Here is a 24,474-nt window from a genome sequence, read left to right on the forward strand (position 1 = left end):
GCGGGCGACTACGAGCGCTTGCGCTTCTCGCGCACGCGCATGTTGACCTGGATCGGCGTGCCCTCGAAGCCGTAGACCTCGCGCAGACGACGCGTGATGAAGCGCCGGTAGCCGGGGTCGAGGAAGCCGCTCGTGAACAGCACGAAGGTCGGCGGACGGGTCGAGGCCTGCGTGCCGAACAGGATGCGCGGCTGCTTTCCGCTGCGCACCGGGTGCGGGTGCTCGGCGGCGAGCTCGGCGAGCAGCGCGTTGAACTTGCCCGTCGGGATGCGCGTGTCCCACGACTCGAGCGCGACGTTGAGCGCCGGCACGAGCTTCTCGAGGTGACGGCCGGTGCGGGCCGAGATGTTGACGCGCGGGGCCCAGGCGACGTGGGCGAGGTCCTGCTCGATCTCGCGCTCGAGGTAACGGCGGCGGTCGTCGTCGAGCAGGTCCCACTTGTTGTAGGCGAGCACGAGCGCGCGGCCCGATTCGAGCACCAGGTCGATGATGCGCAGGTCCTGCACCGAGATCGGCTCGGTCACGTCGAGCACGACGATCGCGACCTCGGCCTTCTCGAGCGCGGCGGAGGTGCGCAGCGAGGCGTAGAAGTCGGCGCCCTGCTGCAGGTGCACGCGCTTGCGGATGCCGGCGGTGTCGACGAAGCGCCAGATGGTGCCGCCGAGCTCGATCTGCTCGTCGACGGGGTCGCGGGTCGTGCCGGCGAGCTCGTTCACGACGACGCGCTCCTCGCCCGCGGCCTTGTTGAGCAGCGAGCTCTTGCCGACGTTCGGGCGGCCGAGGATGGCGACGCGGCGGGGTCCGCCGATCTCCTCCTTGGCGACGGCCGAGATCTCGGGCAGCACGGTCATGACGTGGTCGAGCAGGTCGTAGACGCCACGGCCGTGCAGGGCCGAGACGGGCCAGGGCTCGCCGAGGCCGAGGCCCCAGAGCACGGCCGCCTCGGGGTCGCGGATGGCGTCGTCGGCCTTGTTGGCGACGAGGATGACGGGCTTGTTCGCGGCGCGCAGCATCCGCACGACGTGCTCGTCGGTCGCGGTGGCGCCGACGTTGACGTCGACGACGAAGAGCACGGCGTCAGCCAGGTCGACCGCGACCTCGGCCTGCGCGGCCACGGAGGCGTTGATGCCCTGCGCGTCGGGCTCCCAGCCGCCGGTGTCGACGAGCGTGAAGCGGCGGCCGAGCCACTCGGCCTTGTAGGAGACGCGGTCGCGGGTGACGCCGGGCACATCCTCGACGACGGCCTCGCGGCGGCCGAGGATGCGGTTCACGAGCGCCGACTTGCCGACGTTCGGGCGGCCGACGATGGCCAGCACGGGCAGCGCCGGCAGGTAGTAGATGCCCTCGGGCCCCTCGGCGGAGGCCTGCAGCAGCTCGAGGTCTTCGTCGTCGAGGTCGAAGTCATCGAGGCCGGCGCGCAGCGAGGCGGCGCGCTGCTCGGCCTCGACGTCGTCGAGCGCGTCGAGGCGCTCGGCGTAGTCGACGCCGTCGTCGCCGACGAGGCTGTCGTCGAACTCGGGCTCGTCGCCCGAGCCGCCGGCTCCGGTCGGTCCGGTGGATGTGTTGTCGTCGCGGGCGCTCACAGCGCACCCCCGTCCTCGGTCGGGTCGCCGACCGTGTCGTGCACGAGATCGACCACGGCCTGGATCGTCTCGGCGAAGTTCAGATGAGTGGAGTCGAGGGTCGTCACGCCGTCGGCGGCGGTGAGGAAGTCGACGACCTTCGCGTCGGCCTTGTCGCGCTCGGCGAGCTGCCGGGCGGTCGCGGCCTGGTCGGGGGTGAGCTCGGCCGCGCGGCGGGCGATGCGCACCTCCTCGTCGGCGGTGAGCAGGATGCGCACCTGGGCGTCGGGGGCGACGACCGTCGTGATGTCCCGGCCCTCGACGACGATGCCGGGGCTCGGCGTCTCGCGGATGAGGCGGCGGAACACGTCGTTGAGCGCGACGCGCACCTCGGGCACGCGGGCGACGCTGCTGACGACGGCGGTGACGCGCGGCTCGCGGATCGCCTCGGTCACGTCGGCGCCGCCGACGGAGACGTGAGCCCCGCCCGGGGCGGGCACGACGCGGTAGTCGAAGGCGGCGAGCAGGCCGCGCACGGCATCCGCGTCGTCGAGGTCGATCCCGGCGTCGAGGGCGTGCCAGGCGAGGCCGCGGTAGGCGGCGCCGGTGTCGAGGAAGTCGTAGCCGAGCTCGCGCGCGGCGGCACGGCTGACACTCGACTTGCCGCTGCCGGCGGGGCCGTCGACGGCGACGACGACGGGGGATGCGGTGGTGGTCATCTCTCGGCCTCCATGATGGTCCAGCCGCGCGCGGTCAGCGCGTCGGCGAGGCGGCCGGCCGCCTCGGGCACGACCGCGATCTCGGCGAAGCCGACCTCCGCCTCGGGAGAGTGCTCGAGCCTCAGGTCTTCCATGTTCACGCCCTCCTCGCCGATCTCGGTGAGCAGGCGCCCGATCTGGCCGGGGCGGTCGTCGATCTTGATCGTCAGGGTCGTGTAGCGGCCGCTGTGGCCGTGCTTGCCGGGCAGTCGCCCGACGCCGATGTTGCCCTCCGACACCGCCTCGACGAGCGTGCGGCGGGAGCCCGGGGCGTCGATGTCGCCGAGCGCGCCGATGACGGCATCCAGGTCGTCGCGCAGCGGGCGCAGCACCTCGGCGATCGCGTCGGCGTTGGCGCTGAGGATCTGGCCCCAGAGCACCGGGTCGCTCGCGGCGATGCGGGTCGTGTCGCGCAGTCCCTGGCCGGCGAGGGCGAGGGCTTCGTCACTGCCACCGGTCAGACGGGTGGCGAGCAGCGAGGCGATCAGCTGCGGGGCATGAGAGACGAGCGCGACGCTGGCGTCGTGGGCTTCGACATCCATCTCGATCGGGGTGGCTCCGAGGTCGAGGATGAGGTCTTCGAGCGCGGCCGCACGGCGGTAGCTGATGCCGTCGTGGCCGGCGATGATCCAGGGGCGCCCGATGAAGAGGTCGGCGCGGGCGCTGACCGCTCCCCCGCGCTCGCGGCCGGCCATCGGGTGGCTGCCGATGTAGCGCGAGACGTCCGCGCCGGCGGCCACGAGCTCATCGAGCGGGGCGCGCTTGACGCTCGCGACGTCGGTCACGAGGGCGTCGGGGTAGGCGGCGAGCTCGGCGGCGACCACGCGGGCCGTCACGTCCGGCGGCACCGCGACGACGATCAGGCCGGGGGCGTCGCCCGGGGCGGGCGCGCGTCCGGCGCCGTAGTCGATCGCCAGGCGCCGCGCCGAGGGCGAGGCGTCGTCGAGCACGACATCCACGCCGCGCTTCGTCAGCGCCAGGCCGATGCTCGTGCCGAGGAGTCCGCTGCCGACGACGCGCACGCTCTCGGCGAGTCGTCGATCGGTCATGGGCGGCGGTTCCTCGTGTCGGGGCGGGCTGCCGGACGGCGGGCGCCGCCGGTCGTGCCGGTGCTCTTCGTGCTGCTGGTCTGGCGGGAGCGGGCCTGGCCCGCATCCTTCTTCGCGCCGGGCTTGCCGCCGCGACGGGCGTCCTGCTCCGAGCCTGACCCGGGAACGCCGCCGGCGCGCGAGATCGTCAGCAGCCGGCCGAGCTCCAGTGTACTGAGGTCGCGGCTGCGCCCCAGCCCCAGGGTTCCGAGGTGCAGCGGGCCGAACTGGCGGCGCACCAGGGCGTCGACGGGGTGCCCCACCGCATCCAGCATCCGGCGCACGATGCGGTTGCGACCCGAGTGCAGCGTGATCTCGACCATCGACTGTCCCCTCGAGGGCTCGCCGATCAGGCGGGCGCGGTCGGCGCGGATGGGGCCGTCGTCGAGCTCGATGCCCTTCTCGAGGGTGCGCAGCACGTTCGGGAACACCTCGCCGCGCACGGTCGCGATGTAGGTCTTCTCGACGCCGAAGGAGGGATGCGCGAGCACCTGGGCGAGATCGCCGTCGTTCGTAAGCAGCAGCAGTCCGCTGGTGTCGGCGTCGAGTCGGCCGACGTTGAACAGCCGCTCCTCGTAGTCGACGGTGAACTCGCGCAGATCGGGGCGGCCCTTCTCGTCGCTCATCGTGCTGACCACGCCGGTCGGCTTGTTGAGCATGACGTAGCGCTTGCCCGGGTCGAGCTGGATCGCGGTGCCGTCGACGCTCACCAGGTCGACGAGCGGATCGATGCGGGTGCCGAGCTCGGTCACGATCTGGCCGTTGACCTCGACCCGGCCGCTCGCGATGTACTCCTCGCACACGCGCCGCGAGGCGACGCCGGCGGCCGCGAGCACCTTCTGCAGGCGCTCGCCGGCGGGGTCGTGGGGGTCGATTCCGTCGTTGAATTCGCTGAAATCGCTCATCGTGCGTCTCCGAAGCCGTCCACGCCATCCGCCAGCAGAGGCGAGATGAGCGGCAGCTCCTCGATCGAGTTGATGCCGAGCTGCACGAGAAGCAGGTCGGTCGTCTTGTAGTTGATGGCTCCGGTCTCGCTGTCGGTGTGCGATTCGGCGATGAGTCCGCGGCCCAGCAGGGTGCGCACGACCGAGTCGACGTTGACGGCGCGGATGCTGGCGACCGCCCCGCGGGTGATCGGCTGCCGGTAGGCGATCACCGCGAGGGTCTCGAGCGCCGCCTGCGAGAGCTTGGTCGGGTTCTGGGTCAGCACGAAGTCGCCGACGACGGCATCGTGCTCGGCGCGCACGTAGATGCGCCAGCCGCCGCCGACCTCGCGCAGCTCGAATCCGCGGCGCACCGTGCCGCCGGCCGCGTCGCCCGCGCCGTCGTAGTCGGCCACGAGGCGGTCGATCGCGGTGCGTACGGTCTTGACCGGCGCATCCACCGCCGCGGCGAGGGCGACGAGCGACTGCGGCTCGTCGACGACCATGAGGATGGCCTCGAGCGCGCGGTCGAGATCGGCGATCGGAGTGCGCTTCACCGCGGTCTCGCCCTCGGCGGTCGCCGCGCCGCTGGCCTCACTCTCGAGGGTCTCGCCGGTCGCCGCGGCGCCGACCTCGCTCTCGAGGGTCTCGTCGGCGCTCTGCGGATCATCCATAGTCGGCCCCCAGGTTAGCCAGGCTGTCGTCGCTCCAGTGCGCGGCCGTCCACCGCACCGTCAGCTCGCCGAGCGGCTCGAGCTGTTCGAACGAGATCGCGGCGTTGCGGTACAGCTCGAGCACGGCCAGGAAGCGCGCCACGACGACGCCCTTCTGCTCGGCGCCGGCGCACAGCTCGCGGAAGCTCATCGTCTCGCCCGTGCTGCGCAGCAGCGCGACCACGTGCGCGGCCTGCTCGCGGATGCTGATCAGCGGCGCGTGCAGATGGTCGAGCCCGACGGTGGGCACCTCGCGCGGCGTGAAGGCGAGCGTCGCGAGGGCCGCGAAGTCGTCGACGCTCAACGTCCAGCGCAGCTCCGGTGTCTGCCGGCGGAACTTCTCCTCGAGCCGCACCGAGCGCACGTGCCGGCCCGCCTCGACCTCGAGGCCGGACGCGAACCAGCTCGCGACCTCCTTGAAGGCGCGGTACTGCAGCAGCCGCGCGAACAGCAGGTCGCGCGCCTCGAGCAGGGCGACATCCTCGGCGTCGACGAGCTCGCCGCGCGGCAGGAGCCCGGCGACCTTGAGGTCGAGCAGCGTCGCCGCGACGACGATGAACTCGCTCGCCTGGTCGAGCTCGGTCTCGGTGTCGAGCCCGCGCAGGTAGGCGATGAACTCGTTCGTGACCGCGCTGAGCGAGACCTCGGTGATATCGAGGCGGTGCTGCGTGATCAGCGACAGCAGCAGGTCGAAGGGGCCGTCGAAGTTGTCGATCGAGAGGCGGAAGCCGGTGGTCTCCTCGGCGGGGATGCTCGCTTCGGCGACGCTGGTCACCCCGTCGACGGCGGCGGCATCCGCCTCGGCGTCAGGCGACGGCGCCACGCGCGACGAGCTCGCGGGCGACCCGGCGGTACGACTCGGCGGCCGCGTGCTCGGGCGCGAAGGTCGTGATCGGGGTGCCGGCGACGGAGGCGTCGGGGAACTTGACGGTGCGGCCGATGACCGACTCGAGCACCCGGTCGCCGAAGGTCTCGACGACGCGCTCGAGCACCTCGCGCGAGTGCAGGGTGCGCGGGTCGAACATCGTCGGCAGGATGCCGTCGAGCGTGATCGCCGGGTTGAGGCGGTCGCGCACCTTGTCGATCGTCTCGATCAGCAGGGCCACGCCGCGCAGGGCGAAGAACTCGCACTCGAGCGGGATGAGCACGCCGTGCGCCGCCGTGAGCGCGTTGACGGTGAGCAGCCCGAGCGAGGGCTGGCAGTCGATGAGGATGACGTCGTAGCGGTCGCTGACCTGGCGCAGCACGCGGGCGAGGATCATCTCGCGGGCGACCTCGTTGACGAGGTGCACCTCGGCGGCGGAGAGGTCGATATTCGCCGGGATGATGTCGAGCCCGGGCGTGGAGGTCTCGACGATCGTCGAGAGCGTGTCCTTCTCCGAGCCGAGCAGCAGGTCGTAGATCGTCGGCAGGTCGTGGGTGTTGATGCCGAGCCCGGCACTGAGGGCGCCCTGCGGGTCGAAGTCGATCGCGAGCACGCGGCGGCCGTACTGGGCCAGGCTCGCGCCGAGGTTGATGGTGGTCGTCGTCTTGCCGACGCCGCCCTTCTGGTTGCAGAGGGCGATGATGCGCGCGGGGCCGTGGCCGCTCAGCGGAGCGGGCACCGGGAACTCGCGCAGGGGCCGGCCGGTGGGGCCGAGTTTCGGCTCCGCGGTACCGGGAACATCCAGGCCGGGGAGCTCAGCGACGTCGTTCCGCTTGGCTGCCATGGCCGCGAGTCTACGAGCGCTGCGGGGTCGGTCCGCGCTCCGCCGCACCCCCGTCGGCAGGGTCACTTCGACCTCTGGTTGAAGGTGAAGTGGCCGGATCGACAGGGTCGTTCACGTCGTCGAGGGGTGCCGGATCCGGCGGCTGCGGCGGATACACCCAGGTCACGAGCGCGACCGAGATCATCATCAGCAGGAACCAGGAGACGATCTTCACCGGCGACACGAGATGCCAGCCGTCGACCTGGTCGGGGTAGGTCCACGCGCCCGCGCCGGTGCCGATGTTCTCGGCGAACCAGATGAACAGCGCGACGAGCGCGAACGCCAGCAGCACCGGCATCCGGAACCGGCGCCGCCAGACGCGCACGTGCATCGTCGTGCGCAGGAACACCACGACGACCGCCGCCAGCAGCACCCAGCGCAGGTCGACCATCCAGTGCTGGGTGAAGAAGTTCGCGTAGATGAGCGCGGCGATCACGCCGGCGAGCCAGCGCGGCGGATAGGCGGTGAAGCGCAGGTCGAACAGGCGCACGACGCGCACCATGTACGACCCGACGGCCGCGTACATGAAGCCCGTGTAGAGCGGCACCGAGCCGAGGTGCAGCACGCCGTCGAGGTCGTACTCCCACGAGCCGACGCCGGTCTTGAACAGCTCCATGACGGTGCCCACGACGTGGAAGAGCACGATCACGCGCAGCTCGCGCAGCGTCTCGAGCCGGGCGGTGAGCATGAGCGCCTGGATGCCGACAGCGGCGATCGTGAGCGCGTCGCTGCGGGCGAGCGCGACGCCGTCGGGATAGGCGACGCGGGCCAGCACGATCACGGCGAGCATGAGCGCGCCGAACAGGCACGCCCAGGCCTGCTTCGCCCCGAAGACGAGGAACTCGAGCAGGGCGGCCCGCACACGACCCGGGCGGCTCGCGGGGTCGACCCCGCCACGGTCGAGCAGGGCTCGGGCGCGATCGTCGAGCCACTGCTCGACCGAGGTGAAGCGAGCGCCGCTGAACGGTGCGCTGCCGGCCCGTGCCATGGTGCTCCTGTCGCCGACGGCCGCCGGCGGTGGATGCCGGAAGCTCGGAACGGTAGCCCCGCATCCTGTGAAGCCTCCGGCCTTGATCATGAACAGATCAAGGTTCTAGGCTTCATGGACGGGAGGTCAGCATGTTCGTCATCACCGCCGACCAGGTCGGCAGCCGTCGCGGATCCGACCTCGTGGCCGGGGCGCTCGACGACATCCAGGGCGCGCTCGGGCCCCGGCTCGCCCTGCCCGCCGACCGCACCGCCGGCGACGAGCTGCAGGTGGTCACCGCCGATGCCCGCGCCGCCCTCGACCTCGTGCTGCGGCTCAGTCGCGAGGGCCGTTGGAGCGTGGGGTGCGGCATCGGCGCCGTCGACGAGCTCGCCGACAGCACCCGCGCGAGCACCGGGCCCGCGTTCATCGCCGCCCGCGACGCCGTCGAGGCCGCGAAGAAGAGCCGCACCCGCCTCAGCGTGCGCGGCGGCGCCGACGGACTCGGCGCGGCCGCGATCGAACCGCTCGCGGACCTGCTGCTGCTGCTGCGGGCCCGCCGCAGCGAACCGGGATGGGAGCTCGCCGATCTGCTCGCCGACGGGGCGACCCAGGCGGATGCGGCGCAGCAGCTCGGCATCACTCCGCAGGCAGCGAGCCAACGCGCCCGGGCCGCCGAGATCGCCGCCGAGGCCGCCGCGATTCCCGCGCTCGTGCGGCTGCTCGAGCTGGCCGACGCGCCGGCGGCCGGGGCCCCGGTGTCGGAGGCCGCCAGCACAGTGGAGTCGACCGGGAGAACCGTCGGGACCTCGAGGTCCGCGAGATCCGCCCGAGCGAAGGGAGCGCGCCGATGACCGCACTGCACGTCGTGCTGTGGATCCTGGCGATCCTCGTGATCGCCGGCGCGACCGTCGTCGCCGCCATCGGCGTGCGCCGCGACCGTCCGATCGCCGGACTGGTTCCGGTCGTGCCGATCGCGATCGGACTGCTGCTCGCTCTGCTCGGGGTGCGCATCCCCTCGCACTCCCCCGTTCTCGAAGCCCTGCTCGCGCTCGTGATCGCCGCCGCCGGCGTCGTCGCGGGCTCGCCGCTGACCATGCTGGTGCTGCGACGCACGGCGCCGGCGGCGGATGCCGGGCGCGGGTCGAGCGAGAACGCGGGCATCCGCGCCGACTCCGACCGCGCACGGCCCGCCGCGGCGGCGAGCTGGTCGCTCGGCGAGGAGGTGCCCGACGAGGCGCTGCGTTCGAGCGCCGGTTCCCCCGGTGCCGCGAGCACCGCACCGCGCGAGGTGCTGCGCGGCGGCGGCGTGATCGGCTACCTGGAGCGCTTCGCGATCATCGGCTCGGTCGCGCTCGGCCACATCGAGGTGCTCGCCGCGGTCATCGCGATCAAGGGCCTCGGTCGCTTCAACGACCTCGACAGCTCCGCCGCCCGCGAGCGCTTCATCATCGGCACGCTCGTGAGCATGATCTGGGCGGGCAGCTGCGCGGCGCTCATCCTCGTGACGGGGCTGATCCCGAAGCTCGGCTGAGCCGGCCAACCGCTTCCTGGACTCACAGAACCTGAGCACCTCGCTCGGCTGATTCGACGCCCCACCCCGTGCTCCTGGGCAGGGGAGAGCCTTTGCGGGGCTATCCGCCTAGCTGTTGCCCCAGCCGCTTCGCGATGCTCTCGATACGAAGCCGACCCGCCGCGAGGGTGGACGGCGTGCGCACGCCTAAACGGCCATGGAGCGCATCGATCGCATCGAAGGCGCCGCGCGCGTCCGCGTTGACGGCTCCAACAGCCGTCCGGAGCGACTGCCGCACATTCTCAAGCAGATCGGGCGGAAGAATCTCAGCATCAATGCCAGTCACACCGTAGAGGCCAGCAAAGACTCTCATCTGATCAATGGCGCTGCGATCGAGCCGGACGTCGTCGGGGAAGCTTGCCACCCACTCGCTCAAGATCTTGTCAATCCAGGTCTCGAGTTCCGCGGCTCCGTCTCTGACTCGCTCAGGCGTATCGACGGTGGACAGACGCACGCTGATCTTCCATCCCTCCGCGATCGCACTCTCCAGATCGGCGTACTGGGTAATTAACTCCGCGCCCACGATCCAGGATAGAAACGCTGTTCTCCTCAGCGCGTCACCAAAGGTCGTTCTTGCGTCGAGGAATCGACGCTCCTCAACTTGCGCGACGAATGTCCGAACGAGGCGATCGAGATCGGCCCACGCATGGTCGAACAGCGACACCTGAGCACTGGGGATGTCGGCATACTCGCTGTAGCGCCGACAGAGCTGCACATCTCGCCTGAGCGCCTCACCGGCCAGTCGATACTGACCCGCAATGAGCTCAGCCATCTTCTCGCGACGCATATCCCCATTGACGGGATTGGCCAAGATTTCAGCCGAGCCAGTCACCGCCGAGCACTCTCCGTAGGGATTCATCGAGAAGAGCGCGACGTCGGCGCCGACCGCGTAGTCCAGGGCTTCCTGGGTGTATCCGCCCGTCGAGTAGAAGATCGCGATTCTGTGTTCGTGGGCGGCTCCGCGCAACTTCTGAATATCGGGTCGCCCGACTGGGTTCGCGTAGAACTTAACTTGGGCGACTGCATCCGTTGCCCGGACGTCTAGACCTCCATCTGCACCTGATTCAGTTACCTGCGCATCGATGAAACCGATGCTCTGCATGTGGCGAGCCGCAGCGGCCTCGGCCGCGCGCCAATCGATCAGGAACTCACGTGAGGACAGCTCAGCGGTCATGACTGGAGCGTATCTAAAAGTTGGGTTCCATAATCCACGCGACCGAGATCCTGGAGACAGGGCCGGTCCTCAGCCGCGCAGCAGCGGCAGCACCTCCTGGCCGAGCACGCGCACGAGCTCGCCGACGTTGTCGTCGCCGTCGTTCCGCGGAGCCTGCGCGATGATGCGCGTCGCCCCCGCGTCGGCGTAGGCGCGGAACCGTTCGGCGATCTGCTCGGGCGTGCCTGCCGCGTAGCCCTCGACGGGGTCGAACCCCTCGGGGCGCCATGCCGCGGCATCGGCCGCCGCCCGCGCGATGCCGTCGTCACCGACCGCCGTGATGACGCCGACGCCGATCGGGCGCGGCTTCCCCGCCGTGCGCACCGCCAGCTCCGACATCGCGCGCACCTCCTCGACGGTCTGCGGCGCACCGAGCAGCACGCCGTCGCCGACCTCGGCGGCGAGCGCGAGCGACTTCGGACCGCCGCCGCCCACGTGCAGCTCGAGCGGGGCGTCGAGCGGCCAGGTGAGCTTGATGCGGTCGAGCTTCACGTAGCGGCCCTCGACCGTGACCTCCTCGCCCGCGAAGAGCCGACGCATCGCGTCCGCCGACTCGCGCAGCAGCGTGAGCGGCGAGGCGACGCGCACACCGGCCTGCCCCATCCACTCCTGCACGCCGTGGCCGATGCCGGCGATGAAGCGCCCGGGGAACATCCGCTCGATCGTCGCCAGCTCCATCGCCGTGATCGCCGTGCTGCGCAGCGGCAGCGGAAGCAGGCCGATGCCGACGCGGATGCGCGACGTCGCGGCGAGCGCCGCCACCGCCGGCGCGATCCCGCTCTCGGCGAAGCAGTCCTCCCACACCCACAGTTCATCGAGCCCCGCCTCCTCGACCGCGCGCGCGAGCGGCAGCAGCCGTTCGGGCGGCATGGTCGGGTCGAAAGTCATTCCGAGTCGGGGCAGCGCGGCGTCCATGCCTCCACCCTGACGTGCCCCGCCGACATCCGCGCGGATTCCGACGACTCGCGCAGGCCGTCCGCGCGATCCGCGCTGGGGTGTCTTGCGAGCGTGTCACACTGCCGATATGCCCACCGTCGCTGAGATCGCCGCGGAAGCGACCGAGTCCACCGACTCCGAGAGACTTCGGGTTCTCGCCGACCACCGGTCGAAGTCCGTGCGCGTCGCCGTCGCCGAGAACGCGGCGACCGATGACGTCACCGTCGAGCTCCTGCTCCGGGACCCAGTCGAGCTGGTGCGTCTCGCCGGTGCCACCAACCTGGCAGGCAGACCCGCGCTGCAGGCCGTCGTGGCGCACTCGGACGAGAAATGGATGCGCGCGATCCTTGCGCACACCTTCGCCCGCGACGACGACCGCGGACTGCCCTATGACGTTCAGATCCTTCTGTCGGAAGACGACTTCTGGGAGACCCGACAGCGCATCGCCGAGACGACCGCCTACGCGGAGATCTTCGAGCAGCTGCTACTCGACGCCGATGCGCGCGTACGGGGGCGCTGTGCAGCGAATCCGCGGATCACTCTCGAGCAGATGGAGCGCCTGGTCAACGACCGGTCGTGGATCGTTCGCGCCTCAGCGGCCGGATCCGGGTGCCGCTATCCCGATGACGGCCAGCTTCTCCGACTGGCATCCGATCGCTCGGCGGGTGTGCGGTGGGCGGTCGTGTTCCGACCGGATCGTCCCAGGGCGGCGCTCGAGCTCATCGCAGAAGACACCGACGCCGACAACCGCGACCACGCTCGACGCGCACTTCGCGACGAGCACGCGATCATGAGCGAGCAGGTCATCGAGTGGGCTCGTGAGGAACGACGGCGCGCGGACCGGATCGCGCCGTTCATCGGGGCGCCGCGTTAGTCAGCCGCGCTTCCTCGGAACCGAGCGGCGGTAGGGCGAGACCGTCGGGTCGCCGGCGATCGTGAAGCGCCAGGGGTAGGCGTCGGTGCCGCCCTCGCCCGAGACCCCGGTGCGGGGTCCGGTGTGGATGCGCGACGCGGGCACGGGCGCAGACGGCAGCTCGAGCGCGAACGGCTCGCCGTCGAGGAGCACGCCGTCGTCGGCGAGGACGATGCCGAGGGCGATCGTGAGGCGGGCGGGGCCGCGGGCGAGGTCCGCATCCACTCGGCTCGTGGTGCGGCGCTCGCGCGCGGTGTCGAGTCCGTCGACGACCTCGCCGGCGCGCAGCAGCACGGCCGATGCTGCGCCAGGCGGCGAGCAGACGATGTTCGCGCAGGCGTGCATGCCGTAGGAGAAGTAGACGTAGAGGTGCCCGGGCTCGCCGAACATGGGGCGCGTGCGCGGCGTGGGGCCGCGGTGGGCGTGCGAGCCGGGATCCTCGCCGACACCGAGGTAGGCCTCGACCTCGGTCAGGCGCACGCTCGCGCCGCGCCCGTGCAGCACGGCCCCGAGCAGGCGCGGCGCCACCTCGACCGAGGGGCGCCGCAGCAGCTGAAGCAGATCGGCGTCCGGCGCGGAGCTCAGCGGAGCATCCTCAGAAGAACCGCTGGCCCGAGACGACCACGACGATCAGCACGAAGACGATGACCGCGGCGGCGAGGCCGACCACGAGCGGCAGCACCCAGCGCCGCGGCGGGCGCGGCGCCTTCGGGTCGCGCGGCGCGCGCGACGAGCCGGAGCCGGAGCCCGAGCCAGATCCCTGCGCGCCGCCGCTCATCGCCCGGCCAATCCGCGCACGCGCTCGGTGAGCGCTGCGAGCTGCTCGGCCACGCGCTCCGGCGCGGTACCGCCGATGCCGGCGCGGCTCGCGAGCGAGCCCTCGACCGTGAGCACCGCGCGCACCGATCCGGTGAGACGCGGGTCGATCGCGGCGTACTGGGCGTCGCTCGGCTCATCCAGCTCGAGTCCCTCGGCCTCGCAGAAGCGCACGAGCGCACCCGAGATCTCGTGCGCCTCGCGGAAGGGCACGCCCTCGCGCACGAGGTGGTCGGCCACGTCGGTCGCGAGCGAGAAGCCCTGCGGGGCGAGCTCGGCGAGGCGAGCCGTGTCGAATTCGAGGGTCGCGACCATGCCGGCGAAGGCGGGCAGCAGCACCTCGAGCGTCTGCACGGAGTCGAAGACGGGCTCCTTGTCCTCCTGCAGGTCGCGGTTGTAGCCGAGCGGCAGCGCCTTGAGCGTCGCGAGCAGTCCGGTCAGATTGCCGATCAGGCGACCGCTCTTGCCGCGCGCGAGCTCGGCGATGTCGGGGTTCTTCTTCTGCGGCATGATCGACGACCCGGTCGAGAAGCCGTCGTGCAGGCGGATGAAGCGGAACTCCCGCGTCGCCCAGAGGATGATCTCCTCGGCGAAGCGCGACAGGTCGATGCCGATCTGCGCGGCGATGAACGCGAACTCGGCCACGACGTCGCGCGAGGCGGTCGCGTCGATCGAGTTGAGCATCGGGGCGCCGAGCCCGAGCTCCGCGGCGATCGGCACCGGGTCGAGGCCCAGCGCGCCGCCCGCCACGGCGCCAGCGCCGTAGGGCGACTCGGCGGCGCGCACGCGCCAGTCGCGCAGACGCTCGAGGTCGCGCACGAGCGGCCAGGCGTGCGCGAGCAGCTGGTGCGAGAGCAGCACCGGCTGGGCGTGCTGCAGGTGCGTGCGTCCGGGCATCGGGGCGTTCGGATGCGCGGAGGCCTGCCCCGCGATCGCGTCGACCGTCTGCACGAGCAGGTGCTGGATCGTGGTCGCGTGGTCGAGCAGGTAGAGCCGCACCAGCGTCGCGATCTGGTCGTTGCGGCTGCGGCCGGCGCGCAGGCGCCCGCCGAGCTCCGGGCCGACCGCGGCGACGAGCTCGCGCTCGAGCGCGAAGTGCACGTCTTCGTCGGAGGGCTTCGGCTGGATGCTGCCATCGCGCCAGCCGGCCTCGATCTGATCCAGCCCGGCCAGCATCCGCTCGAGGTCGTCGGCGACGAGATAGCCGGCCGCGGCGAGCGCCCGGGCGTGCGCCCGCGACCCGGCGAGGTCGTAGGGCGCGAGGGCCCAGTCGAAGTGCGTCGAGCGGCTCAGCGCCTCAAGCTCGGGCGAGGGTCCGTCGGCGAAGCGCCCGCCCCAGAGCGAGGAGCCGCCCGCGGTCGATCCGCCGCTCGAGCCGTCGCCGGTCACGCCGGCAGCGCCATCCACGCCGCTCACAGCGCGGCCTCGTTCTTCGCGAGCAGCCACGCCAGCAGCGCCTTCTGGGCGTGCAGTCGGTTCTCGGCCTCATCCCAGATCACGCTCTGCGCGCCGTCGATCACGTCGGCGGCGACCTCGTAGCCGCGGTAGGCGGGCAGGCAGTGCAGGAAGATCGCGTCGCCCTCGGCCTCGGCCATGAGCTCGCTCGTCACCTGGTAGGCGCCGAGCTTCGCGACGCGGTCGGCCTTCTCGTCTTCCTGGCCCATCGACACCCAGGTGTCGGTCACGACGACGTCGGCGCCGGCGACGGCCTCCGAGGCGGATGCGGTGACGAGCACCGAGCCGCCGGTCTGCGCCGCGCGGGTGCGCGCGTCATCCACGAAGCGCTCCTCGGGCTGGAAGCCCTCGGGGGCGCCGATGCGCACGTGCATGCCCGCGGTCGCGCCGGCGAGCAGGTAGCTGTTGGCCATGTTGTTCGCGCCGTCGCCGACGTAGACGACCGTGAGCCCGGCGAGCGTGCCCTTGTGCTCCTGGATCGTGAGCAGGTCGGCGAGCAGCTGGCAGGGGTGGAAGTCGTCGCTCAGCGCGTTGACGACCGGCACCGTCGCGCCGTGCGCCATCTGCTCGAGCCCGGTCTGCGCGTAGGTGCGCCACACGATCGCCGAGACCATGCGCTCGAGCACGCGGGCGGTGTCGGAGGGGCTCTCCTTGCCGCCGAGCTGGCTGTTGCCGGTGTCCATGATCAGCGGCGAGCCGCCGAGGTCGGCGATGCCGACCGAGAACGAGACCCGGGTGCGCGTCGAGGTCTTGTCGAAGATGACGGCGACGCTCTGCGGACCGGCGAGCGGCTTCTGCGCCCAGCGGTCGGCCTTCAGCTCGCGGGCGAGCTCGAGGATCTCGAGCTGCTCGGCGCTCGACAGGTCGTCGTCGCGGAGGAGGTGGCGGGTCATGCGGGGGCTCCCGTCGGGGTCGAGGGCTGGAGGGTCGGAGTGGATGCGGTGGTGGGCGCCGTCGCGGCGGCGACCTCGGCGAGCGCCGCGCCGAAGCGCTCGAGGAACACGTCGATCTCGTCGTCGCCGATGTTCAGCGCCGGAGCGAGGCGGATGACGTCGTCGGCCGGGGCGTTGACGATGAGTCCGTGGCGGTGGGCGGCGGCGCGAACCTCGTTCGCGACAGGCGCCGCGAGCTCGATGCCGAGCAGCAGTCCGCGACCGCGCACGCCGACCACGAGCGGGCTGCCGAGCGCGAGGATCCTCTCGCTCAGCTCGACCCCGCGGGCGGCCGCGTTCTCGATCAGGCCGGCGTTCTCGACCTCGGCGAGCACGGCATCCGCGACGGCGCTCGCGAGCGCGTTGCCGCCGAAGGTCGAGCCGTGCTGGCCCGGCTTGAATAGGTCGCCGGCGCCGTGGAAGGTCACGAGCGCGCCGATCGGGAAGCCGCCGCCGATGCCCTTGGCGAGCGTGATCGCGTCGGGCTCGATGCCCGCGTGCTGGAATCCGAACCAGGCTCCGGTGCGGCCGGCCCCCGTCTGGATCTCGTCGACGATGAGCAGCGCGCCGTGCTTCCGCGTGAGCTCGCGCGCGGCCTCGAGGTACCCGAAGGGCAGCGGCACGACGCCCGCCTCGCCCTGGATGGGCTCGACGATCAGCGCGGCGACATCGTCGCCGATCGCGGCCTCGAGCGCCTCGACGGTCGGCGCGATGTGCTCGATGCCGCCGATGAGCGGCTCGAAGGGCGCGCGCAGCGCCGGCTTGCCGGTGAGGGCGAGCGCTCCCGTCGAACGCCCGTGGAAGGCCTTCTCGAGGGCGAGGATGCGCGGCCTGCCGGTCAGCTTCGCGAGCTTGAGCGCGGCCTCGTTCGCCTCGGTGCCCGAGTTCGCGAGGAAGACGCGGTCTCCCCCGCTCAGCCGCAGCAGGCGGTCGACGAGTTCGAGCTGCGGCGGCGTGACGAAGTAGTTCGAGATGTGCGCGAGGGTCGCCGCCTGACGGCTCACCGCATCCACGAACACCGGGTGCGCGTGGCCGAGCACGTTGACGGCGATGCCGCCGAGGAAGTCGAGGTACTCGACCCCGTCGACGTCCCACACGTACGAGCCCGCGCCGCGCTCGAAGGCGGCCAGCGGCCGGCCCCACGAGGGCATCATCGTCTGCTGGTAGTGGTCCAGGTCGTTCTCGGTGCTCATGCCGGCACCACCTCCGTTCCGATTCCCTCGCTGGTGAAGATCTCGAGCAGGATCGAGTGCTCGCGTCGGCCGTCGATGACCGCGGCCTTGGGCACGCCGCCGAGCACGGCATCCAGGCAGGCGGTCATCTTGGGGATCATGCCGCTCTGCAGCGAGGGCAGCAGCGCGGTGAGCTCGGCGGTGTCGATCTGCGAGATGAGCGACTCCGGGTCGGGCCAGTCGCCGTAGAGGCCGGCGACGTCGGTCAGCACGACGAGCTTCGCCGCGCCGAGGGCGACGGCGAGGCTGGCGGCGGCCGAGTCGGCGTTGACGTTGAGCGACGAGCCGGGCTCGTCGAGGTCGGGCGCGATCGACGACACGACGGGGATGCGGCCGGCGTTGAGCTCGGCGATCACGGCGGCCGGATCGACCGAGACGACGTCGCCGACGAGGCCGATGTCGACGAGCTCGCCGTCGATCTCCACGCCGCGACGACGGCCGCCGAACAGGCCGGCGTCCTCCCCCGCGATCGCGCTCGCGAGCGGACCGTGCTCGTTGATCAGGCTGACCAGCTCGCGGCTGACCTGGCCCGTGAGCACCATGCGCACGACATCCATCGCCTCGGGTGTCGTGACGCGGTAGCCGCCCTTGAACTCGCTCGGGATGCCGAGCCGGTCGAGCATCGACGAGATCTGCGGTCCGCCGCCGTGCACGACGACGGGGCGGATGCCGGCCGAGCGCAGGAACACCATGTCCTGCGCGAAGGCCTGCTGCAGGGCGCGGTCGACCATCGCGTTGCCGCCGAACTTGATCACGACGATCTCGCCGGCGAAGCGCTGCAGCCAGGGCAGCGCCTCGATCAGCACGGATGCCTTGGCCGCGGCCGTCTCGAGGCGGGCGGCGGGGCTGACCGTCGGCACCGGGGCGTCGGCCGCGGGACTCGTGTCGTCGCTCATGAGCTGTAGGCCGAGTTCTCGTGCACGTAGTCGTGCGTGAGGTCGTTCGTGTAGATCGTCGCCTCGGCCGCGCCGTAGTGCAGGTCGATCAGCACGTGCACGGCGCGCGAGCTCAGGTCGACCTCGTCGCGCGGGCGGTCGGGCCCGCCGGCAGAGCAGACGCGCACGCCGTTCATGCTCACGTCGACCGCGTAGGGGTCGAAGGGCGCCTGCGTCGTGCCGATCGCGGCGAGCACGCGACCCCAGTTGGGGTCGTTGCCGAACACGGCCGCCTTGAACAGGTTGTTGCGGGCGACCGAGCGGCCGACCTCGACCGCGTCGGTCTCGGTCTCGGCGCCGACGACCTCGATGGCGATGTCGTGGCTCGCGCCCTCCGCGTCGCCCTGCAGCTGCAGCGCGAGGTCGAGGCTGAGCTCGCGCAGCGCCTCGGCGAACTCCGCCAGGTCGGGCGTGACGCCCGAGGCGCCGCTCGCGAGCAGCGTCACCTGGTCGTTCGTCGACATGCAGCCGTCGCTGTCGAGGCGGTCGAAGGTGACGCCCGTGGCGGAGCGGAGCGCCGCATCCAGCTGGGCGGAATCGAGTACGGCGTCGGTCGTGATCACGACGAGCATCGTCGCCAGACCCGGGGCGAGCATGCCCGCGCCCTTCGCCATGCCGCCGAGGCTCCAGCCGGCGGCCGAGCGGTAGGCGGCGGTCTTGGCGTGGGTGTCGGTCGTGATGATCGCGGCGGCGGCGTCCGCTCCCGCCTCGTCGCTCGTGTCGAGCGCCTCGGCCGCGGCGGACACGCCTGCGAGCAGCTTGGCGCGGTCGAGCTGGTCGCCGATCAGGCCGGTCGAGCAGACGAGCACATCGCCCGCATCCACGCCGACTGCCGCGGCGACGCCCTCGGCCGTCGCGTGGGTGGTCTGGAAGCCCTCGGCGCCGGTGAAGCAGTTCGCCCCGCCGGAGTTGAGCACGATCGCCGAGACCTGGCCGTCGGCGATGACCTGGCGCGACCAGATGATGGGGTTCGCCTGCGCGCGGTTCGAGGTGAAGACGGCCGCGGCGGCGTTGAGCGGGCCGCGGTTCACGACGAGCGCGAGGTCCTGGTTGCCGTTCGACTTGAGCCCGGCGCGCACGCCGGCGGCCGCGAATCCGGCGGGGGTGGTGACGGTCACGGGGCGACTCCGTTCACGGGAAGGCCGAGGGTCTCATCGAGCCCCAGGGCGAGGTTGGCCGACTGGATGGCGGCACCGGCCGTGCCCTTGACGAGATTGTCGAGGGCGCTGACGACGACGACGCGGCCGGCCCGCTCGTCGACGGCGAGGCCGACGAGCACGGTGTTCGCGCCGGTCGTGTCGCCGGAGCGCGGGAACACGCCCTCGGGCAGCAGGTGGGCGAAGGGCTCGTCGGCGTAGGCGGCCTGCCACGCGGCGCGCACCTCGGCGGCGGTCACGCCGGGCGCGAGCTTCGCGGTCGAGGTGGCGAGGATGCCGCGCGACATCGGCACGAGCACCGGCGTGAACGAGATGCTCACCCCGGTGCCGCCCGCGGCCGTGAGGTTCTGGATGATCTCGGGCACGTGGCGGTGCACGCCGCCGACGCCGTAGGCCGAGGCCGAGCCGGCGATCTCGCTCGCGAGCAGGTTCGTCTTCAGGCTCTTGCCGGCGCCCGAGGTGCCGACGCTGAGCACGCTGACCAGGTCGTCGGCCTGGATGACGCCGGCCGCGATCCCGGGCGCGAGCCCGAAGGTGACGGCGCTGACGTTGCAGCCGGGCACGGCGATGCGCTTCGTCTGCGCCAGCTCGGCGCGCTGGGCGGCGGCGGTCGCGGTCGCCGGGGTGTCGGCGTCGGCGCGCGGCAGCTCCGGCATCCCGTAGGTCCAGGCGCCGTAGTACTCGCCGCCGTACCAGGTGGCCCAGGCCTCCGGGTCGGTCAGGCGGTGGTCGGCGCCGCAGTCGACGACGAGCACGTCATCCGGCAGCTCGGCCGTGATCGCGCCCGAGGCGCCGTGCGGCAGCGCGAGGAAGACCACGTCGTGGCCGACGAGCGACGCGGCCTCGGTGGGCTTCAGCACCAGCTCGGCGTAGGTGAGCAGGTGCGGGTGCACGGCGGCGAGCTTCTCGCCCGCGTTGCTGTGCGCGGTCACCGTGGTGACCTGGAATTCGGGATGCGCGGCGAGGAGGCGAAGGAGCTCGCCCCCGGCGTAGCCGCTCGCGCCGGCGACGGCGACGGAGTAGGACATGGCGGATACCTCAGGATGTCAGCGACGGACGTGGATGCGGGGCGGCGACGTCAGCGCTGGTGAGGCTCGGCTCGTGGCCAGGCTCAGCGGCGGGACGACGCCCCGGTTCGGCGCGTACGACGAAGACGTCGAGCAGCACGCTGCTGAGCTCCGGTCGTCAGGTCCACGCGTCGACCCTAGCGCGCCGCGCGACGGCCGACACAATCGAGCCCGGCGCATCCGCCCCTGTCGCTCGGCGGAACGCCCGGTCTAGCCTGGCGGCACGAGGCCGTGGCGGCCGGCGCCCGGCGGATGCGGAGGTTCCCATGTCGGACATCGATCAGCTGCTGAAGACCCTGCCCGTCGGCGACATCGCGCGCCAGGTCGGCGTCGACGAGGACACCGCCCAGGATGCGCTGCAGCAGATCCTGCCGGGACTCGTCGGCGGGTTGCAGGCGAACGTCGCCGACGGCGGCGAGGCCTCGCTCGAGAAGGCCCTCGGCTTCCACCAGGGTCGCTCGCTCTCGCTCGCCGATGTCGACGAGGCGGACGGCCAGAAGATCGTCAAGAACGTCTTCGGCGACAACGCCGCCCCGGTGGCATCGAAGCTCGCCGACTCGAGCGCGAAGTCGTCGGTCACGCAGGGGCTGATCGAGAAGATCCTGCCGATCGTCGCGCCGCTCGTGCTGGCCTGGCTCGCGAACCGCTTCTTCGGGCAGAAGGATGCGGGCGGCTCGGCGAGCGCGGCGCCGGCGTCGACGGGCGGCGGCCTGGGCGACATCCTCGGCGGACTGCTCGGCGGCGGATCGGGTTCCTCCGGCGGGTCGAGCTCGGGCGGCGGCATCGGCGACATCCTCGGCGGGCTCGGCGGGCTGCTCGGCGGCGGCAAGCGCTGACGGCGGCGCTGACGACGAAGGCCCCGTGCGCGGATGCGCCGGGGCCTTCGTTCTGTGCGTGATCGGCGCGCTCAGTCGCGCAGCGTCGCCCCGAGCCGCTCGGTCGCCAGCGCGACGCCGGCGAGCTTCGCCTCGGTCGCCTCGGCGGCGGTCAGCGTACGGTCGGCGGCGCGGAATCGCAGCGCGAGCGTGATCGACTTGCTGCCCTCGGGCACGCCCTGGCCGCGGTAGTCGTCGACGAGGCGCACGTGCTCGAGCAGCTCGCCCGCGCCCTCGGTGACCGCGGCCACCACGTCGGCGGCGGGCACGCCCGCGTCGACGACGAGCGAGAGGTCCTGCGTCGCCGCCGGCTGCGTGCGGATCGGGGTCGCCGAACGGTGCACGTCCGACAGCTCGATGAGCGCATCCACGTCGATCTCGGTGACCGCGACGACGCGCGGCAGGTCGAGCTCGGCGGCGAGCGCCGGCAGCAGCTCGCCGGCGTGGCCGACGACCGTGCCCGCGACGCGCAGCTCGGCCGTGCGTCCCGGGTGCAGCGCGGGATGCGAGCCCTGCACGACCTCGAGCGCGGCGCCGGCCGACAGCGCGACCTGGCGTGCCGCATCCAGGGCGTCGCTGAGGCCCGACGCGACGGCGGCCTGGCCGGGCTGCTTGTCGACCGTGTCGCCGAGGGCGAGGTAGCCGACGCGCCAGCCCTGCGCGGGGATGGCGTCGTTCAGCTCGGCGAGCACCGCGTCGCTCGGGCGCGCGGCCCCGGCGGGGATGCCCTCGGTGCCGTAGGCGCGCCCGCTCTCGGGCAGGAAGACCGTGCCGACCTCGTAGATCGCGAGATCGGTGAGACCACGGCCGAGGTTGCGGCGTGCGACGTCGACGAGACCCGGCAGCAGGCTGCGGCGCAGCAGCGCCGCCTCGCCGTCGAGCGCGTTCGCGAGCTTCACGGCGGCGGCGGCGGGCGTGAAGGCGTCGATCTGCGCGCGCGAGTGGAAGGGGTAGGCCTGCACCTCGGTCGCTCCCGCGTCGGCGAGGCCCTGCGCGATGCCGCGGCGCAGACGCTGCGCGCGGGTGAGCCCGCGCCCGGGCGGGGCGACGGGCAGCACCGACGGGATCTCGCCGTAGCCGACGATGCGCGCGACCTCCTCGACGAGCGTCGGCCCGTCAGTGAGGTCGGGGCGCCAGGTCGGCGGGGTCACGGTCGCCGTGCTCGAGAGCGCGAGCTGGCCCTGCACCACGACGGTCGCGCCGATCAGCTCGAGCGTCGAGACGACCTGCTCAGCCGTGTAGTCGACGCCGACGATGCGCGCCGGCAGGTCGAGCGCGAACTCGATCGGACCCGGGACGATCGCCTCGCCCGCGTCCACGCCGAGCTCGTCGATCGTTCCGCCGGTCAGCTCGACCAGCAGCTGCGCCACGCGCGCCGCGGCGAGCGGGGTCACGCGCGGGTCGACGCCGCGCTCGAGGCGCTTCGCGGCCTCGCTCGGCAGCTTGTGGCGGCGGGCGGTGCGGGCGATCGAGATCGGATCCCAATTGATCGCCTCGATGAGCACGTCGGTCGTCGCATCCGAGATCTCGGTCGCAGCGCCGCCCATGACGCCGGCGAGCGCGACGGCGCCCGACTCGTCGGCCACGACGAGATCCTGCGGGTCGAGCTTGCGGGTCACGGCGTCGAGCGTCTCGAGGGTCTCCCCCGGCTGTGCGCGACGCAGCGTGATGCCGCCCGAGATCTTGCCGAGGTCGAAGCCGTGGATCGGCTGGCCCAGCTCGAGCATCACGTAGTTCGTCACGTCGACCGCGAGCGAGATCGAGCGGATGCCGGCGAGGCGCAGGCGGGAGCGCATCCACGACGGCGTCGGACGGGTCGCGTCGATGCCCCGCACGACGCGGAACGCGATGACCGAGGCGCCCTGACGGCCGCGGATCGGCGCGCCGTCGTCGAGCGTCACCGGGAAGCCGTGCGCCGCCACCGGCTCGACCGCGTCGGCCGGGTCGCGGAAGCTCGCGCCGGTCGCGTGCGAGTACTCGCGGGCGACGCCGCGGATCGAGAAGGCGTAGCCGCGGTCGGGCGTCACGTTAATCTCGACGGCCGCGTCGTCCAGGCCCAGCAGCGCGAGCGCATCCGTGCCCGGCTCCGGGTCGAGACCCAGCTCGACCAGACGCAGGATGCCGTCGTGCTCGTCGCCGAGTCCCAGCTCGCGGGTCGAGGCGATCATGCCGTCGGAGACGTGGCCGTAGGTCTTGCGGGCGGCGATGGGGAAGGGTCCCGGCAGCACGGCGCCCGGCAGGGTCACGACGACCTTGTCACCGACGCCGAAGTTGTGGGCGCCGCAGACGATGCCGCGCGGCTCGGCCTCGCCGACATCCACCTGGCACCAGTTGATCGTCTTGCCGTTCTTCTGCGGCTCTGGCTCAAGCGAGAGCACCTGGCCGACGACGACCGGACCGGTCACCTCGGCGGCGTGCACGTCCTCCTCCTCGAAGCCGACACTGACAAGCGCCGCGTGCACGTGCTCGAGCGTCGCGTCCTCGGGGAGCGCGACCCAGTCGCGCAGCCAGCTCAGCGGAATACGCATCAGACCACCATCCCGAACTGCTGCGAGAAGCGCACATCGCCCTCGACCATGTCGCGCATGTCGTTCATGTCGTTGCGGAACTGCAGGGTGCGCTCGATGCCCATGCCGAAGGCGAAGCCCTGGTACTCCTCGGGATCGATGCCCGCCGCACGCAGCACGTTGCGGTTCACCATTCCGCAGCCGCCCCACTCGACCCAGCGCGCGCCGCCCTTGGCGTTCGGCTGCCAGACGTCCATCTCGGCGCTCGGCTCGGTGAAGGGGAAGAAGTTCGGGCGCAGACGGATCTGCGCGCCCTCGCCGAACATCGCGTGCGCAAGGTGCTCGAGTGTGCCGCGCAGGTGCGCCATCGTGAGGCCCTTGTCGATCGCGATGCCCTCGACCTGCTGGAAGACGGGGGTGTGCGTCGCGTCGAGCTCGTCGGTGCGGTAGACGCGGCCCGGGGCGACGACGTAGAGCGGCAGCTCGCGGCTCAGCAGCGAGCGGATCTGCACGGGGCTGGTGTGCGTGCGCAGCACCAGGTGGCGCTCGACCGGCTCGACGAAGAAGGTGTCCTGCATGGCGCGGGCCGGGTGGTCCTCGTCGAAGTTCAGCGAGTCGAAATTGAACCACTCGTGCTCGAGCTCTGGGCCCTCGCCGATCTCCCAGCCCATGCCGGTGAAGACGTCGGCGATGTCCTCCTGCAGCAGGCTGAGGGGATGACGGGCGCCGGCGCGGCGACGGCTCGCCACCGCCGTGACGTCGACGGCCTCGGCGGCGAGACGCTGCTGCTCCTCGGCGGCCAGCACGACCGACTCCTGCGCGGCGAGCGCCTGGTTGACGCGGGCGCGCGCCTGGCCGACGAGCTTGCCGGCAGCGGCCTTCTCGCTGCCCGGCAGGTCGCGGATCGCGCCGTTCAGTCGGGCGAGCGGCGAGTGCTCGGCGGTGTGCTCGGTGCGGGCGGAGCGGAGGGCGGTCGAGTCGCCGGCCGCGGAGATGGCCGCGAGCGCGGCATCCACCGCCTCGGCGACCGCCTGCTCGGTGATCTGGGGGGTGTCGGACACGAGAATCGAGTCTAACGACGCGCGGCGGCCCGGCAGCCCGAGA

Annotated in this window: 24 protein-coding genes; 4 read left to right on the forward strand and 20 right to left on the reverse strand. The window is 72.1% G+C overall.

The genetic code is table 11. The features are described from left to right. Window positions 1-8: 8 nt before the first annotated feature. From der to BJ979_RS14380, 8 genes are read right to left on the reverse strand one after another with little or no spacing between them, the layout of a single operon-like run. Entirely contained in the window at window positions 9-1,583 is a 1,575-nt protein-coding gene (gene der / locus BJ979_RS14345; RefSeq protein WP_179568903.1) for a ribosome biogenesis GTPase Der, read from the reverse strand. Further along, the gene (gene cmk, locus BJ979_RS14350; RefSeq protein WP_179568905.1) at window positions 1,580-2,281 is read right to left on the reverse strand and encodes a (d)CMP kinase; all 702 of its coding nucleotides are present in this window, start codon (window positions 2,279-2,281) and stop codon (window positions 1,580-1,582) included. The genes der and cmk overlap by 4 nt, the downstream gene beginning before the upstream one ends. Next, window positions 2,278-3,369: a prephenate dehydrogenase gene (locus tag BJ979_RS14355; RefSeq protein ID WP_179568907.1), complete on the reverse strand. Its 1,092-nt coding sequence runs from the start codon at window positions 3,367-3,369 to the stop codon at window positions 2,278-2,280. Before BJ979_RS14355 ends, cmk begins: the two co-directional genes overlap by 4 nt. After that, window positions 3,366-4,313, reverse strand: a complete 948-nt coding sequence (locus BJ979_RS14360; protein WP_179568909.1) for a pseudouridine synthase — start codon at window positions 4,311-4,313, stop codon at window positions 3,366-3,368. Before BJ979_RS14360 ends, BJ979_RS14355 begins: the two co-directional genes overlap by 4 nt. Beyond that, a complete protein-coding gene (gene scpB / locus BJ979_RS14365) occupies window positions 4,310-5,005 on the reverse strand; it encodes an SMC-Scp complex subunit ScpB (protein WP_179568911.1) in 696 nt (231 codons plus the stop codon). The genes BJ979_RS14360 and scpB overlap by 4 nt, the downstream gene beginning before the upstream one ends. After that, window positions 4,998-5,867 (reverse strand): segregation and condensation protein A, encoded by an 870-nt coding sequence (locus tag BJ979_RS14370; protein ID WP_179568913.1) that lies wholly within the window; start codon window positions 5,865-5,867, stop codon window positions 4,998-5,000. The genes scpB and BJ979_RS14370 overlap by 8 nt, the downstream gene beginning before the upstream one ends. Continuing rightward, window positions 5,851-6,753: a ParA family protein gene (locus tag BJ979_RS14375; protein ID WP_179568915.1), complete on the reverse strand. Its 903-nt coding sequence runs from the start codon at window positions 6,751-6,753 to the stop codon at window positions 5,851-5,853. The genes BJ979_RS14370 and BJ979_RS14375 overlap by 17 nt, the downstream gene beginning before the upstream one ends. Before the next feature lie 10 nt (window positions 6,754-6,763). After that, complete coding sequence (locus BJ979_RS14380; RefSeq protein WP_179568917.1) at window positions 6,764-7,780, reverse strand: DUF817 domain-containing protein; 1,017 nt, start codon at window positions 7,778-7,780, stop codon at window positions 6,764-6,766. Between the two features lie 131 nt (window positions 7,781-7,911). On the opposite strand from BJ979_RS14380, the gene BJ979_RS14385 reads away from it, so the two are divergent. Both BJ979_RS14385 and BJ979_RS14390 read left to right on the forward strand, forming a co-directional pair. Beyond that, window positions 7,912-8,613, forward strand: coding sequence for a DNA-binding protein (locus BJ979_RS14385; RefSeq protein WP_179568919.1), 702 nt, complete (start codon window positions 7,912-7,914; stop codon window positions 8,611-8,613). After that, window positions 8,610-9,293 carry a hypothetical protein gene (locus BJ979_RS14390; RefSeq protein WP_179568921.1) on the forward strand — a complete coding sequence of 228 codons (684 nt, stop codon included), beginning with the start codon at window positions 8,610-8,612 and terminating at the stop codon, window positions 9,291-9,293. The genes BJ979_RS14385 and BJ979_RS14390 overlap by 4 nt, the downstream gene beginning before the upstream one ends. A 100-nt stretch (window positions 9,294-9,393) precedes the next feature. On the opposite strand, the gene BJ979_RS14395 is transcribed toward BJ979_RS14390, so the two are convergent. Both BJ979_RS14395 and BJ979_RS14400 read right to left on the reverse strand, forming a co-directional pair. Further along, window positions 9,394-10,506 (reverse strand): restriction endonuclease, encoded by a 1,113-nt coding sequence (locus tag BJ979_RS14395; protein WP_179568923.1) that lies wholly within the window; start codon window positions 10,504-10,506, stop codon window positions 9,394-9,396. A 69-nt stretch (window positions 10,507-10,575) separates the two neighbouring features. After that, window positions 10,576-11,460 (reverse strand): LLM class flavin-dependent oxidoreductase, encoded by an 885-nt coding sequence (locus BJ979_RS14400; protein WP_246286782.1) that lies wholly within the window; start codon window positions 11,458-11,460, stop codon window positions 10,576-10,578. A 199-nt stretch (window positions 11,461-11,659) separates the two neighbouring features. Between BJ979_RS14400 and BJ979_RS14405 the strand changes: the two genes are divergently transcribed. Further along, a complete protein-coding gene (locus BJ979_RS14405; RefSeq protein ID WP_179568925.1) occupies window positions 11,660-12,355 on the forward strand; it encodes a hypothetical protein in 696 nt (231 codons plus the stop codon). On the opposite strand, the gene BJ979_RS14410 is transcribed toward BJ979_RS14405, so the two are convergent. The 8 genes from BJ979_RS14410 to argC are packed head-to-tail and all read right to left on the reverse strand — an operon-like array spanning window position 12,356 to window position 19,949. Beyond that, window positions 12,356-12,955 carry a DNA-3-methyladenine glycosylase gene (locus BJ979_RS14410; RefSeq protein ID WP_179570393.1) on the reverse strand — a complete coding sequence of 200 codons (600 nt, stop codon included), beginning with the start codon at window positions 12,953-12,955 and terminating at the stop codon, window positions 12,356-12,358. A 34-nt stretch (window positions 12,956-12,989) separates the two neighbouring features. After that, entirely contained in the window at window positions 12,990-13,172 is a 183-nt protein-coding gene (locus BJ979_RS14415; RefSeq protein ID WP_179568927.1) for a hypothetical protein, read from the reverse strand. Beyond that, the gene (gene argH / locus BJ979_RS14420) at window positions 13,169-14,599 is read right to left on the reverse strand and encodes an argininosuccinate lyase (RefSeq protein WP_179570395.1); all 1,431 of its coding nucleotides are present in this window, start codon (window positions 14,597-14,599) and stop codon (window positions 13,169-13,171) included. Before argH ends, BJ979_RS14415 begins: the two co-directional genes overlap by 4 nt. A 23-nt stretch (window positions 14,600-14,622) precedes the next feature. After that, window positions 14,623-15,558 carry an ornithine carbamoyltransferase gene (argF, locus tag BJ979_RS14425; RefSeq protein ID WP_179568929.1) on the reverse strand — a complete coding sequence of 312 codons (936 nt, stop codon included), beginning with the start codon at window positions 15,556-15,558 and terminating at the stop codon, window positions 14,623-14,625. Then, window positions 15,555-16,790 (reverse strand): acetylornithine transaminase, encoded by a 1,236-nt coding sequence (locus BJ979_RS14430; protein ID WP_179568931.1) that lies wholly within the window; start codon window positions 16,788-16,790, stop codon window positions 15,555-15,557. Before BJ979_RS14430 ends, argF begins: the two co-directional genes overlap by 4 nt. Next, a complete protein-coding gene (gene argB / locus BJ979_RS14435) occupies window positions 16,787-17,725 on the reverse strand; it encodes an acetylglutamate kinase (RefSeq protein WP_179568933.1) in 939 nt (312 codons plus the stop codon). The genes BJ979_RS14430 and argB overlap by 4 nt, the downstream gene beginning before the upstream one ends. Next, complete coding sequence (gene argJ, locus BJ979_RS14440; protein WP_179568935.1) at window positions 17,722-18,882, reverse strand: bifunctional glutamate N-acetyltransferase/amino-acid acetyltransferase ArgJ; 1,161 nt, start codon at window positions 18,880-18,882, stop codon at window positions 17,722-17,724. Before argJ ends, argB begins: the two co-directional genes overlap by 4 nt. Then, window positions 18,879-19,949 (reverse strand): N-acetyl-gamma-glutamyl-phosphate reductase, encoded by a 1,071-nt coding sequence (gene argC, locus BJ979_RS14445; protein ID WP_179568937.1) that lies wholly within the window; start codon window positions 19,947-19,949, stop codon window positions 18,879-18,881. Before argC ends, argJ begins: the two co-directional genes overlap by 4 nt. A gap of 305 nt (window positions 19,950-20,254) precedes the next feature. On the opposite strand from argC, the gene BJ979_RS14450 reads away from it, so the two are divergent. After that, window positions 20,255-20,824, forward strand: a complete 570-nt coding sequence (locus BJ979_RS14450) for a DUF937 domain-containing protein (RefSeq protein ID WP_179568939.1) — start codon at window positions 20,255-20,257, stop codon at window positions 20,822-20,824. A gap of 71 nt (window positions 20,825-20,895) precedes the next feature. On the opposite strand, the gene pheT is transcribed toward BJ979_RS14450, so the two are convergent. Both pheT and pheS read right to left on the reverse strand, forming a co-directional pair. Next, window positions 20,896-23,391 carry a phenylalanine--tRNA ligase subunit beta gene (pheT, locus tag BJ979_RS14455; protein ID WP_179568941.1) on the reverse strand — a complete coding sequence of 832 codons (2,496 nt, stop codon included), beginning with the start codon at window positions 23,389-23,391 and terminating at the stop codon, window positions 20,896-20,898. Further along, on the reverse strand, window positions 23,391-24,431 hold the full coding sequence (gene pheS / locus BJ979_RS14460; RefSeq protein ID WP_179568943.1) for a phenylalanine--tRNA ligase subunit alpha: 1,041 nt from the start codon (window positions 24,429-24,431) through the stop codon (window positions 23,391-23,393). Before pheS ends, pheT begins: the two co-directional genes overlap by 1 nt. Window positions 24,432-24,474: the final 43 nt, after the last annotated feature.

Source organism: Schumannella luteola, assembly GCF_013408685.1.
Classification (GTDB): Bacteria; Actinomycetota; Actinomycetes; order Actinomycetales; family Microbacteriaceae; genus Schumannella; species Schumannella luteola.

Excerpts from the sequence above, each read along its gene's own strand:
- BJ979_RS14360 (WP_179568909.1), bottom strand. The coding sequence starts at position 4,313 with ATGAGCGATTTCAGCGAATTCAACGACGGAATCGACCCCCACGACCCC.
- BJ979_RS14380 (WP_179568917.1), bottom strand. The coding sequence starts at position 7,780 with ATGGCACGGGCCGGCAGCGCACCGTTCAGCGGCGCTCGCTTCACCTCG.
- BJ979_RS14430 (WP_179568931.1), bottom strand. The coding sequence starts at position 16,790 with ATGAGCACCGAGAACGACCTGGACCACTACCAGCAGACGATGATGCCC.
- pheT (WP_179568941.1), bottom strand. The coding sequence starts at position 23,391 with ATGCGTATTCCGCTGAGCTGGCTGCGCGACTGGGTCGCGCTCCCCGAG.
- scpB (WP_179568911.1), bottom strand. The coding sequence starts at position 5,005 with ATGGATGATCCGCAGAGCGCCGACGAGACCCTCGAGAGCGAGGTCGGC.
- BJ979_RS14385 (WP_179568919.1), top strand. The coding sequence starts at position 7,912 with ATGTTCGTCATCACCGCCGACCAGGTCGGCAGCCGTCGCGGATCCGAC.
- argF (WP_179568929.1), bottom strand. The coding sequence starts at position 15,558 with ATGACCCGCCACCTCCTCCGCGACGACGACCTGTCGAGCGCCGAGCAG.
- cmk (WP_179568905.1), bottom strand. The coding sequence starts at position 2,281 with ATGACCACCACCGCATCCCCCGTCGTCGTCGCCGTCGACGGCCCCGCC.
- argC (WP_179568937.1), bottom strand. The coding sequence starts at position 19,949 with ATGTCCTACTCCGTCGCCGTCGCCGGCGCGAGCGGCTACGCCGGGGGC.
- argB (WP_179568933.1), bottom strand. The coding sequence starts at position 17,725 with ATGAGCGACGACACGAGTCCCGCGGCCGACGCCCCGGTGCCGACGGTC.
- BJ979_RS14400 (WP_246286782.1), bottom strand. The coding sequence starts at position 11,460 with ATGGACGCCGCGCTGCCCCGACTCGGAATGACTTTCGACCCGACCATG.
- BJ979_RS14390 (WP_179568921.1), top strand. The coding sequence starts at position 8,610 with ATGACCGCACTGCACGTCGTGCTGTGGATCCTGGCGATCCTCGTGATC.
- BJ979_RS14355 (WP_179568907.1), bottom strand. The coding sequence starts at position 3,369 with ATGACCGATCGACGACTCGCCGAGAGCGTGCGCGTCGTCGGCAGCGGA.
- BJ979_RS14375 (WP_179568915.1), bottom strand. The coding sequence starts at position 6,753 with ATGGCAGCCAAGCGGAACGACGTCGCTGAGCTCCCCGGCCTGGATGTT.
- BJ979_RS14395 (WP_179568923.1), bottom strand. The coding sequence starts at position 10,506 with ATGACCGCTGAGCTGTCCTCACGTGAGTTCCTGATCGATTGGCGCGCG.
- BJ979_RS14450 (WP_179568939.1), top strand. The coding sequence starts at position 20,255 with ATGTCGGACATCGATCAGCTGCTGAAGACCCTGCCCGTCGGCGACATC.
- BJ979_RS14415 (WP_179568927.1), bottom strand. The coding sequence starts at position 13,172 with ATGAGCGGCGGCGCGCAGGGATCTGGCTCGGGCTCCGGCTCCGGCTCG.